The sequence below is a fragment of the Paragemmobacter amnigenus genome (assembly GCF_009908265.2).
GTDB classification, from domain to species: domain Bacteria; phylum Pseudomonadota; class Alphaproteobacteria; order Rhodobacterales; family Rhodobacteraceae; genus Paragemmobacter; species Paragemmobacter amnigenus.
Window position 1 is genome coordinate 73,355 of record NZ_JAAATX020000017.1, and the last position, 10,947, is coordinate 84,301.

Annotated in this window: 9 protein-coding genes; 4 read left to right on the forward strand and 5 right to left on the reverse strand. The window is 65.1% G+C overall.

Annotation, left to right across the window (positions count from 1 at the left end; translation table 11 throughout):
• The first annotated feature begins 153 nt into the window (after positions 1–153).
• Positions 154–1,188, forward strand: coding sequence for a GlxA family transcriptional regulator (locus GU927_RS19600; RefSeq protein WP_161764098.1), 1,035 nt, complete (start codon positions 154–156; stop codon positions 1,186–1,188).
• A gap of 487 nt (positions 1,189–1,675) precedes the next feature.
• Here GU927_RS19600 and dctP read toward each other — a convergent pair whose 3' ends face one another.
• Genes dctP through GU927_RS19620 form a run of 4 tightly spaced genes read right to left on the reverse strand, consistent with a single transcriptional unit; the run spans position 1,676 to position 5,442 of the window.
• Positions 1,676–2,764 (reverse strand): TRAP transporter substrate-binding protein DctP, encoded by a 1,089-nt coding sequence (gene dctP, locus GU927_RS19605; protein WP_161764099.1) that lies wholly within the window; start codon positions 2,762–2,764, stop codon positions 1,676–1,678.
• A 52-nt stretch (positions 2,765–2,816) separates the two neighbouring features.
• Positions 2,817–4,154: a TRAP transporter large permease gene (locus GU927_RS19610; protein WP_161764100.1), complete on the reverse strand. Its 1,338-nt coding sequence runs from the start codon at positions 4,152–4,154 to the stop codon at positions 2,817–2,819.
• A complete protein-coding gene (locus GU927_RS19615; RefSeq protein WP_161764101.1) occupies positions 4,155–4,664 on the reverse strand; it encodes a TRAP transporter small permease subunit in 510 nt (169 codons plus the stop codon).
• A gap of 19 nt (positions 4,665–4,683) precedes the next feature.
• Positions 4,684–5,442 (reverse strand): DeoR/GlpR family DNA-binding transcription regulator, encoded by a 759-nt coding sequence (locus GU927_RS19620; RefSeq protein ID WP_161764102.1) that lies wholly within the window; start codon positions 5,440–5,442, stop codon positions 4,684–4,686.
• Between the two features lie 145 nt (positions 5,443–5,587).
• Here GU927_RS19620 and GU927_RS19625 point away from each other — a divergent pair, with 145 nt between their 5' ends.
• Genes GU927_RS19625 through GU927_RS19635 form a run of 3 tightly spaced genes read left to right on the forward strand, consistent with a single transcriptional unit; the run spans position 5,588 to position 9,607 of the window.
• Complete coding sequence (locus GU927_RS19625) at positions 5,588–6,985, forward strand: NAD(P)/FAD-dependent oxidoreductase (protein WP_161764103.1); 1,398 nt, start codon at positions 5,588–5,590, stop codon at positions 6,983–6,985.
• Positions 6,978–8,192, forward strand: coding sequence for an NAD(P)/FAD-dependent oxidoreductase (locus GU927_RS19630; RefSeq protein ID WP_161764104.1), 1,215 nt, complete (start codon positions 6,978–6,980; stop codon positions 8,190–8,192). The genes GU927_RS19625 and GU927_RS19630 overlap by 8 nt, the downstream gene beginning before the upstream one ends.
• Positions 8,189–9,607 carry an FGGY family carbohydrate kinase gene (locus tag GU927_RS19635; RefSeq protein WP_161764105.1) on the forward strand — a complete coding sequence of 473 codons (1,419 nt, stop codon included), beginning with the start codon at positions 8,189–8,191 and terminating at the stop codon, positions 9,605–9,607. The genes GU927_RS19630 and GU927_RS19635 overlap by 4 nt, the downstream gene beginning before the upstream one ends.
• A gap of 6 nt (positions 9,608–9,613) precedes the next feature.
• Here the strand turns inward: GU927_RS19635 and GU927_RS19640 are convergent, their stop codons facing one another.
• Positions 9,614–10,918, reverse strand: a complete 1,305-nt coding sequence (locus tag GU927_RS19640) for a bifunctional diguanylate cyclase/phosphodiesterase (protein ID WP_161764106.1) — start codon at positions 10,916–10,918, stop codon at positions 9,614–9,616.
• Positions 10,919–10,947: the final 29 nt, after the last annotated feature.

Here is a 10,947-nt window from a genome sequence, read left to right on the forward strand (position 1 = left end):
GTGAGCAGGCCTGCGTTCCTTTTCTCGCGCCAAGCGCGCCCTGCTATCGCTAGAACTGGTTGAAAGCTTGCATCGATGAACGCAGTAGTTCCCACACAGGCACCGCCGAGGGTAAAGCGCGTTGCACCGGACGTGCCTAGCGTCGATCGTACCATGTCGGTCGCATTCGTGCTCTCGCATGGCTTCGATGCGCTATGTTTGGCTTCATCCATTGCGCCGATGCGGGCCGCGAACGATGCGACGGGCGGGAAAGCCTTCGTCTGGCAGTATGTTGCGGAACGAAGCGGTGCCATCAGGTCCAGCGATGGCTGGACGATCTGTGCAACGGCGCTGGACGAGCAGACCGCACAGGCGGACTTCGTCTTTCTCATCGGCGCTCCGACAGCGCCGCGCGAATGGGCCCGGGATCCTGCAGGCGGTTCCGCCAACCTTGTGCGACACGGCTGGAGACTTGGGAAACTGGTCGGCGCGTCGAACGCGGCTGTCTTCACCCTGGCACAGTCAGGCATCTTGAAAGGCAAACGATTTGTCGTGGACAGGGAGCTCGCCGCCACCTTCGCCGTCAGATGGCCCGACCTGCAACCGGAAGATGGGATCTACGCCGCGGACAAGCGGATCCTCACCTGCGTTGGTGGGACCTCTGCCGCAGACATGATACTGGGATTGGTTCAGGACCGCCTCGGAAGGGATGCTCAGGTAGAAGCCATGCGCGCTTGTGCGGTGCCGGTCGTCAGGACGGGTCGAGAACCGCAGTTCGGCTCTCCTGCCCTGAGGCTGGGCAGTCGCAACCCCAACCTTCTGCGCGCGGTCCACTGGATCGACGATCATTACCTTGATGCCGATTGCCTTTCAGGCCTTGCCGAACAGTCGGGCGTGTCTGCGCGTCAGGTCCAACGTTTGTTCCGAAGTTTTCTTGGAGTGACCCCGAAGGCCTACATGACGGAGCTTCGGCTCCGGCGCGCGATTTCGTTGCTCAGCCACACGGACCTCGCCATCAACGACATCGCGACGGAGTGCGGCTACGACGCGACCACCAGCTTCACAAAGGCCTTCCGCGCACGGTACCAGATCGTCCCGTCGCTCTACCGGCAAAGCCGCGCCCTTGGTCTGTGTGGTGGGGACAACTGCGGAAATGACCGATTGGCACGGCGAGCGGGTGCCGGTTCGCGTCAAGCCTGCCAACATTAGGTAAATCAGTTCGTTTCGGCGCCACGCGGATCAGGAGACTGCGACGCGCTCGGATTGGAGTCGCGGAGACGAGTTTATCGGCTGGGCACGAACGACCGCTCTTGCCGGATGAGTTGCGGGAATTTCCGAATCCGCAACAGTCCGCTATCCGCCCAACGCTGCCGCATGGTTACCAGCCTAGACAAATCTCACGCGGCAATTTCGACGGTGGGCTCTTCAACGCATCCTGCCCCCGCAACCAACTCCAGCGAACTCCTCGATCCGGCATATGCCCCACCTCCGGTGGGGCTTTTTGGTCTGGCTACCAGCCTCCAAAAGCTGGACTGACTGGCGGTTCAGAGCGATCACGTTCTGCCCTGGGCGGTCGCGCCGGAGCTTGTGGCCGAGGGGCTCAGGCTGGCTGGGCCGCGGGGCCGGTTTCCGGTTGGCAGCGGCGCGTGGTGCGCGTTGCGGGCATTGGCGCCGCTGCCAAGAGGTCGCTCTGTCGTCAGCGGTAGGGATATCCCGCCTTATCCATGGTTTCGGCGTATTTCTTGAAAGCCTCGACCACCTTTGCCGCCCGCGGCGAGGAGCCGGCCACCTCGTCCCAGAAACCCTTGGAATCGGCAAGGACCTGCGCCCATTCCTCGGCCGGCAGGGAGGTCAGTTCCATCTTCTCGCCTTCGACACGCAGCTTGGCTTCGCCGCCCCAGTACCAGACGTTGCGGTAGTAGTGGGACTGGTCGATGGTGATGCGGAAGAGTTCCTGCAGATGTGGTGGGACCTTCTGCCAGCTTGCGGTATTGGCGAAATAGCTGCCGAACCATGCGCCGGTGACCGAGTTGGTCAGCGCATATTTGCAGACGTCCGCCCAGCCCACCTCGTAGGCCTCGGTGAAGCCGCACCATGCGACGCCGTCCAGTTCGCCGGTCTGCATCGCAACCTCGACATTGTCCCACGGGATCGTCACGGGGATCAGGCCGTAGCGGGACAGGAATTTGCCGGCCGTCGGCACGCCGAAGACGCGCAGGCCGTTCATGTCGGCGAGGGAGCGGATCGGCTTGTCGACGGTGAAGATGTGCAGCGGATCCCATGCACCGGAGGAGAGCCAGGTGACGCCTTCGACTTCGGAATAGGCCTCTTCCCAGATTTCCTTGAGCCCGTAATAGCGGAAGAGAGCCGCGACATCGAGGCTGTAGCGGGTGGCAAAGGGGAAGTAGCCCCCGAAGACCGAGATGTCGACGGGCGAGGCCATCGTCGCCTCGTCCGACTGCACGGCATCAAGGGTGCCGTTCTGCAAGGCGCGGAAAAGGTCGGCGGTGGGGACCAGCTGGTCGGCGTAGTAGAGTTCGATCTCCATCTCGCCATTCGCAGCGGCGTTGAACGCATCGATCTGCGGCTTGATCACATGCGCCCCGAGCGGCGCGCCCGAATATGTTTGCAGGCGCCATTTGATGGGGCCGGATTGTGCGTTGACATAGGGAGCGGCCAGAGTGGACCCGGCAACGGCGCCGGCGCCGACCACGGACTGGCGGAGGAAGTTTCGGCGCGAGGCAAGGATCGCCTCGGACGGGCTTTGCACTTTCTTTTCGGTCATCGTCTTCTCCTTGTTGTAGCCGGGCCGCTTCGGCCTTCTGGTGGGTTGTGGGTCACCCTCTGACGTTAAGTTGTTCCGGCAGCCAAAGGGCGATCTGCGGGAAGAACATCAACAGCACGATGGTCAGGGCCATCATGGCCGCAAAGGGCCAGATGGAGCGGTAGATATCGGGAAGCGTGATCTCGCGCGGGGCAAGCGAGCGCATCAGGAAGAGGTTATAGCCGAAGGGTGGCGTGATGTAGGCGATCTGGCAGGTGATGGTGTAGAGGACCCCATACCAGATCAGCTGATTGTCGAACCCGAGGTCGAGGCTGGCCACCAGCGGGATGTAGAGCGGCGCGACGATCACAAGCATGGCGGTATCGTCGAGGAACATGCCCAGCAGCAGGAAGCTCAGCTGCATCATGATGATGATCATCCAGGGCGAAAGCTGCCATTGGCCGATGAACAGGTTTTCGATCGCCTTCACCGCGCCCAGCCCGTCGAAGACCGCGCCAAAGGCCAGCGCGGCCAGAATGAGCCAGAGGAACATGCAGGAGACCGACAGCGTCTTCATCGACGTCTCGCGGATGAGCTTCCAGCTGAAGCGGCCCTTCGCCATCGCGGCCAGAGTGGCGCAGGTTGCCCCGACGGCCGAGCTTTCGACGAGGCTGGTGTAGCCGAAGACGAAGAGGCCGGTCATGAAGAAGAAGATCAGGAAGGGTATGATGCCTGCGCGCGCCAGTGCCAGCTTTTCCGCGAAGGACAGGTTCAACTCCTCCGGCGGGACCGGAGGTGCGAGCTTCGGGTTCAGCTTCGCGCGGATCATGATGTAGGCGATGAACATCGCGGCCATCAGGAGCCCCGGCATCAGCCCCGCGAACCAGAGCTTCGACACCGGCTGGCGCGCGATCATGCCGTAGAGGACCAGCACGACCGATGGCGGGATCAGGATGCCAAGCGACGATCCGCCCTGCACCACGCCCGAGATCAGCACCTTGTCATACCCGCGCCGGATCATTTCGGGCAGGGCGATGGTCGCGCCGATGGCCATGCCCGCGACGGAAAGTCCGTTCATCGCCGAGATGATGACCATCACAAGGATGGTGCCGACGGCGAGGCCACCGGGCAGGCGGCCGAACCAGACATGCATCATCTTGTAGAGGTCTTCGGCGATCCCGGATTCCGCCAGGATGTAGCCCATGTAGATGAACATGGGCAGGGTCAGCATCGCGTACCAGTTGAACAGCTTGAAGACCTGATTGTAGGGCAGTTCGATGGCGCCGTTGCCGTAGAGAAGCAGCGCCGCGCCGGCCGCGACGAAACCGATGGCGGCAAAGACGCGCTGGCCGGTCACCAGCAGAAGCGCCATCGTTGCGAACATCAGGAGCGCGATAAGTTCGTAGGACATTTAAAGCTGCTCTCCACGGATGGTCGCAATGTGCTTGAAGACCAGCGCGAAGGCCTGCAGCAGCATGAGGACAAGACATAGGGTCAGCAGGGCCTTGATCGGGATGACCGAGGGGTTCCACATCGAGAAGCGCTTTTCGTTCGTATCGATCGCATATTGCAGCGACGAGAGCGAACCCACCAGCATGACGCCCAGATAGAAGATCATGCACCAGACGGTGGCGAGGTCCAGCTTCGCCTTTCCCCTGTCGGACAGGTTCGCGTACCACAGGTCCATGCGGACATGTTCGTTGTTCTTCAGGGTGATCGGACCGCCCATGAAGTAATAGGCGGCAAGCGTGAACTGGGTCAGCTCGATCGCCCAGTGGACGGGGACGTTCAGCACGTTGCGCGTCACGGCATCCAGAAGGAGTGTCGCCCCCATGAAGAAGATCAGCGAGGCGGCAAGATAGCCGACATAGTCCGAGACCTTGTCGACGATCCGGACATAGGCCCTGATCAGATGTGGCATGTCGGTCGCGCCTTCGGTTTCAGGTCCAAAGCTCCACTCCCCTTTCTTGCAGCGCCTCTCTGTGCGCCTTGTCCAGACTGTCGTCGCTGATGACGAGATCGATGTCGCGCGTTCCACAGACGGCAAAGGCGGCGTGACGGCCGAATTTCGTGGAATCCGCCAGAATGGTTACCGAACGGGCATTCCTGACCATTGCGCGGGCGATCTGCGCTTCGTCGAGGCTGGCATCCATCGCGCCCTCTTGCGGGTCCAGCGCCGCCACGGTCAGGATGGCACGGTCGGCGCGGAAGGCCTGAAGCTGTTCGATCACCGCGATGCCGGTGGTCTGTGCGTTGTCCAGCCCGTAACGCCCCCCGAGGAGATGGATCGCGGCATCGGCGCTGGCCCGCGCCAGACGCTCGGCCAGACGGCAGGAATTGGTGATGACGGTCAGGTTCGGGATCGCGGCCAGAGCTTCGGCGGCGGCCAGCGTGGTGGATCCGGTATCTATGAACAGCGTCTCGCCCGGTTCGACCGTCGCGGCAAGGCGGCGTCCGATGGCGGCCTTTGCGGCGGTGGCGGCGGTTGCGCGTTCGTCGTGGCTTGGCTCGCGGATCAGTTGCGGACGTCGTGCGCCGCCATGCACCTTTTGAATCCTGCCGATCTGGGCCAGCACGCCAAGATCACGGCGGATCGTCTCGGATGAAACGGCGAACCTTTGTGCAAGCATCTCGACCGATACTTCCCCTTCACACCGGATGATCGCCTCGATCTGAGGCTGTCGCTCGTGCGGCTTCATTGACGTCTCCGGGACCAGCCGACCCCAGCCAGCGCCGCAGGTCAACAAGTTTCTTGACCGGACGGTAAACTTGTCCGGCTGTCATGGTCCATGTTGACATGATTGACCGAGTAGTCAATTCATGTTGAAAACCACAGGATGTTCCATGCAGAACCGCGATCCGGCAGAAGTCCCCGGCGGCTATGACGTGGCGGTGATCGGCGCGGGCGTGGTGGGCTGCGCGCTTGCGCGGGCCTTTACGCTGGCCGGGGCGAAGGTTGTCGTGCTGGAGAAGGCCGTCGATGTGCTGGATGGGGCGTCGAAGGCGAACAGCGCGATCCTGCACACCGGCTTTGACGCGCCGGAAGGGTCTTTGGAGCTTGCCTGTATCCGCGAGGGCTATGCGCTGTATCACGAGGTGCGCGACAGGCTGGGTCTGCCGCTGGTCCGTGCCGGGGCGATGGTGCTGGCCTGGACCGAGGAGGAGGTCGCCGGTCTGCCCGCCCTGATGGAGCAGGCGATGGCCAACGGGGTGACGGACATCCACCCCGTCAGCGGCGCCGAGGCGCGGGCGCTCGAGCCGGAACTGTCGGCCCGGGTGCTGGCCGGGTTCCGCGTTCCGGGCGAGCATCTTGTCGATCCGTGGTCGGCGGCCCATGGCTATCTGTTGCAGGCGCTGGCCAATGGTGCGGTGCTGTTGCGGCAGGCCGAGGTGCTGGGCGGTCGCAGGTCGGGTGGGGAATGGCAGCTGGCGACGACGGCGGGGACGGTCACGGCGGGGCTTGTGATCAACGCGGCGGGGCTGTGGGGGGACGAGGTCGACCGTCGCGTGACCGGCGAAAGCTGGTTCACGATCAAGCCGCGCAAGGGCCAGTTTGTCGTCTATGACAAGACCGCCGCGGCATTGGCCGGCCACATCCTCTTGCCGGTGCCGACCAAGATCACCAAGGGAATTGTCGTGTGCCGCACGGCCTTTGGCAATCTGCTGGTCGGGCCGACGGCAGAGGAACAGGAGGACCGCGAGCACGCCGCCGTCGATCGGGACACGCTGCAGGCCCTGATGCGGCGCGGAACGGAAATCCTGCCTGCGCTTGCAGGGCACGAGGTGACGGCCGTCTATGCGGGCCTGCGTCCGGGGACCGAGGAGAAGCATTATCGCATAAGGGCCGATCTCGCGCCGGGCTATATCTGTGTCGGGGGTATCCGGTCCACCGGCCTGTCTGCGGCGCTTGGCATCGCGGCGCATGTCCTGCGGCTGGCCGGGCGCGGGGAGCGGCCGCTGTCCGATCCGGTCTGGCCGAGGATGCCGAATATCTCGGTCGACGGGACGCGCGACTGGCAGTGCCCCGGCCATGGCGGCATCCTGTGCCATTGCGAGCTGGTCACCCGGCGCGAGGTCGAGGCCGCTCTGTCCGGCCCCATGCCCGCAGGGAGCCTTGCCGGATTGAAGCGGCGCACCCGCGTGACCATGGGGCGCTGTCAGGGGTTCTACTGTTCCGCGGAACTTGCGCGCCTGACCGAAGGCCGCCTGACGCAACCGATGCTGGAGCCGCGACATGACTGATGCAGAGGTCATCGTCATCGGCAGCGGACCTGCCGGTCTTGGCGCGGCGACGGAACTGGCCCGCCACGGGCAGCGCGTGACGGTGCTGGAGCGGGAAGCCGAAGCGGGCGGTATCCCGCGGCATTGCGGTCATTACCCCTTCGGGATGCGGGAATTCCGGCGCCTGCTCCGCGGGCCGGACTATGCGGCGCGGCTGCGGGATGCGGCGGTCGCTGCGGGCGTGACGATCCGGACCCGCACGAGCGTCACCGCCCTGTTGCCCGGAGGGCAGATCGAGGTGACCGACGACACCGGTCCTGCCACCCTGTCCGCGCGGGCGGTCCTGCTTGCCACCGGGGTGCGCGAGACCAGCCGCGCGGCCCGCCTCATCGGGGGGGAAAAGCCCGGCGGGGTGATGTCGACGGGGGCGCTTCAGGGACTTGTCTACCTCAACGGGCAAAGGCCGTTTCGGCGGCCGGTGATCCTTGGCAGCGAGTTGGTGGCGTTTTCGGCGCTCTTGACCTGTCGGCATGCCGGAATCCGTCCGCTGGCGATGATCGAACCCGCGGCGCGGATCACGGCGCGCAGTCCGGCGGCGTGGCTGGCGCGGCTGATGGGCGTGCCGGTGCGGCTGGAGACCGACATCGCGGCCATCCATGGCCGAACGCGGGTGGAGGGAGTGACGCTTGTCACGGGGGGGCGCAGGGTGGAGATGCCCACCGATGGCGTGATCGTCAGCGGCGGTTTCCGCCCCGACGCGGCCCTTCTGCGCGGCAGCCATCTGGAGGTGGACCCGGCCTCGGGCGGGCCGGTGATCGACCGGTGGGGGCGGCTGTCGGACCCTGCCTATTTCGCTGCCGGAAACCTTTTGCGCGGCGTCGAGACGGCGGGCTGGTGCTGGTCCGAGGGCCGACGGACCGCGCGGGCCATCCTTGCCGCGCTGGCGGGGGAACTGCCCGCGACAGGGGGGGGGCGGCTTGTCCTGTCCCATCCCGCCTTGCGTCTTGCGGTGCCCCAGATCCTTGGCCCTGCGGGCGGGGCGTGCCCCCATGACCGGCTTCAGGTACGTCTGGACGTTCCGGCAAAGGGGCGGCTGTGCCTTGTGCGCGACGGCCGGACCATCGCCGCGGCGCGGCTTGACGGCCTGCCCGAGCGGCGGCTGTCCCTGCCTTTGCCCGCCGATCCGGGCGCGGGCGCGCTGTCCCTGACCATCGAGGAGCGGGCATGAGGATCGCGGCCATCGATCAGGGCACGACCAGCACCCGCGTCCTGATCCTTGGCGCGGAGGGCGCTCTGGAGCCGGTGCTGTCTTTGTCCCATGGTCAGAGCTATCCCGCCCCCGGCCATGTCGAACAGGATGGCGAGGAACTGCTTGCCAATATCCTGCGCTGCCTTGATGCGGCGGCACCCGATGCGGTCGGGCTGGCAAATCAGGGCGAAAGCTGTCTGGCCTGGGACCGGCGCGACGGGCGGCCGATCTGTGCCGTGATTTCATGGCAGGATGACCGCACGGCAGATGTCACCGCAGCCTTGGCCCGGGAGGGGGCGGCGCCTGTCGTGATGGCGCGGGCGGGGTTGCCGCTGGACCCCTATTTCTCGGCCTCGAAGCTGGGCTGGATCATGCGCCATGTGCCGCGGGCGGCCGAGCTTGCGGCGCAAGGCAACCTGCGGCTTGGCACAACGGACGCCTTTTTCCGGGACCGGTTGACCGGCCGGTTCGAAACCGATGTGGCCACGGCCTCGCGCACGTCGCTGATGACTCTCGAGACGGGATGCTGGGATGAAGAGCTTTGCAGGCTTTTCGGCGTGCCCCTGCAGTGCCTGCCCGCCATCGGCCCGACCTCGGGCGATCTGGGGCGGTTGCCGGGGGGGGCGCGGCTGGCGGCGTCGGTGGTGGACCAGCAGGCTGCGCTTTTCGGCCATGGCTGCCACCGGCCCGGTGCGGGCAAGGTGACCTTCGGGACGGGGGCCTTTGTCCAGTGCCTGACCGGTGCTCTGGTCCGGCCGGATCAACCGGGGCCTTTGCCGACGGTTGCGTGGCAAAGGGCGGGTGAGGCGATCACCTTTGCCTTGGATGGCGGGGTCTATTCGGCGGCCTCGGCCGTGAACTGGGCGCGGGAGCTGGGCCTTTTTGACGGCTATGCCGCGATATCGGCCTTTGCCAAGGAACCTGCGATCGACCGGGGCATCGCCTTTGTGCCTGCGCTTGCGGGACTTGGTTGTCCGCACTGGAACCGCGCCGCGCGGGGGGCGTGGCTGGGTTTGGGGCTTGGCGACGGAAAGGCGGATATGATGCAGGCCTTGCTGGAAGGGGTCGCCCTGCGAACGGCCGAGCTTCTGGCGGCGATGCAGGCAGAGCACCCGTTCGACGGCCCCGTTTCGGTGGATGGCGGGCTGTCGCGGAATGGCTATTTCGTCCGGTTCCTTTCTGAAGTTGCCGGCCATGACCTCTTTCTGCCCGAGGAGACGGAACAGACCGCGACGGGTCTTGCATGGATGGCTGCGGAGTGTTTCGGGATCGACCGGCCCGAAAGGCGGGCAGGGCGTCATGTGGTGGCCGATACGACCGGACGGGCCGCGCGTCTGGAGACTTTTGCCGCGGCAAGGCGGGCGACCGAAGGGTTTGCAGGGGCCGTGACGTAGGGAGCGCTAGCTTGACCCTGCGGTGGGCCCTTTGGGTCCGGCGGCGGCGGGTTGGGCCTTTGCCCGCCGGAGCGGGGGGCGATAGGGGGCGGGGCGGCCGAAAAGAAAGCCCTGACCATAGCGGATGCCGAGACTTTTCAGGCGTGCCATCTGTTCCTCGGTCTCGACCCCTTCGGCGACGATGCGCGTCTTGGTCAGGCGTCCGAGGCGGACGACCAGTTCGACGACCCTGCGTTTCCGTTCCGAGCGTTCCAGACCGTCGATGAGCGACCTGTCCAGCTTTATGCAGGCGAATTCGTAATTGCTCAGCCGTTCCAGACTGGCCGCGTCCTTGCCGAAATCGTCGAGGAAGAGTTCGAACCCCGCAGCGGCGATGTTGCGGAACATGGCATCGGTCTGCGCTTCGGTGACCTTGCGGTTATGGGCAGTCTCCAGCATCTCGATCGCGATGCGGTAGCCCTGTGCCGCCGCCTCGCGCAGGGCGAGGGTGAGGGCGTTCCTCTCGAAGGTGTGGAAGAGGTCGTAGCTTTCGAAATTGAAGGAGACATAGGCGCGCTTGCGTTTCAGGTCGGCCAGCGGGGGCAGGCCCGTGGCCAGCATGTTGCGGATATGCGGAAGCATTGCCGCGTCGCGGATGATCGAGGTGAACTGGCCGAGGAAGGCGGGCAGGGGCACCATGGTTCCCGCGGGGGTGATCCAGCGCAGCAGGGCCTCGTATCCGACGATGTCCTTTGTCCGCATGTCGATGATGGGCTGGACATGATAGCGCAGGTCGCCCGATTTGATCGCCTCGACCACCGAAGAGCGGCTGGGCGGGTTGGCGACGTAGCCCAGTTCGTTGAGAAGGCTGGCCGAAGCCTCGACCGCGCAGTTCTTGCCGATGGCCTTGGCATGGCGCAGGGCGGTGTCGGCCTGTTCGGCAGCCGTGGACAGGCTTCCCGCAGCGGCGAGGGTCGAGAAGCCGCAGGTGACGGTGCAGTGCAGGGTTTCGCCGTCGATCCCGAATTCGGTTTCGGCGATCCGGTGCAGGACGCGGGCGAAGTAGTCCTGTGCGCTGCCCTTTATGCGGTCGCAGGGGATCAGGGCGACGAATTCCTCGCCTCCGTAGCGGCAGAAGGCCTCGGTCTCGGGCATGGCGTCCGAGAGGGCGGTGCTGATCTGGTAGAGGATGTGGTCGCCCGTCGCGTGGCCGAAGTTCGAGTTGATCGCCTTGAACCCACATTCTCCAAGTAAGTCGCTGATTTCGCTGTCGTAATCGTGATATTTCGCATATAAATCATGGCGTTGACGGCTGCGAGGGGCGCGTTTCATGGATCACCTGGAGGGTGCGGGCTTGGCGC

Bases quoted from the DNA above. Each gene is read 5' to 3' on its own strand.
- GU927_RS19600 (WP_161764098.1), top strand. From the start codon at position 154: ATGTCGGTCGCATTCGTGCTCTCGCATGGCTTCGATGCGCTATGTTTG.
- dctP (WP_161764099.1), bottom strand. From the start codon at position 2,764: ATGACCGAAAAGAAAGTGCAAAGCCCGTCCGAGGCGATCCTTGCCTCG.
- GU927_RS19610 (WP_161764100.1), bottom strand. From the start codon at position 4,154: ATGTCCTACGAACTTATCGCGCTCCTGATGTTCGCAACGATGGCGCTT.
- GU927_RS19615 (WP_161764101.1), bottom strand. From the start codon at position 4,664: ATGCCACATCTGATCAGGGCCTATGTCCGGATCGTCGACAAGGTCTCG.
- GU927_RS19620 (WP_161764102.1), bottom strand. From the start codon at position 5,442: ATGAAGCCGCACGAGCGACAGCCTCAGATCGAGGCGATCATCCGGTGT.
- GU927_RS19625 (WP_161764103.1), top strand. From the start codon at position 5,588: ATGCAGAACCGCGATCCGGCAGAAGTCCCCGGCGGCTATGACGTGGCG.
- GU927_RS19630 (WP_161764104.1), top strand. From the start codon at position 6,978: ATGACTGATGCAGAGGTCATCGTCATCGGCAGCGGACCTGCCGGTCTT.
- GU927_RS19635 (WP_161764105.1), top strand. From the start codon at position 8,189: ATGAGGATCGCGGCCATCGATCAGGGCACGACCAGCACCCGCGTCCTG.
- GU927_RS19640 (WP_161764106.1), bottom strand. From the start codon at position 10,918: ATGAAACGCGCCCCTCGCAGCCGTCAACGCCATGATTTATATGCGAAA.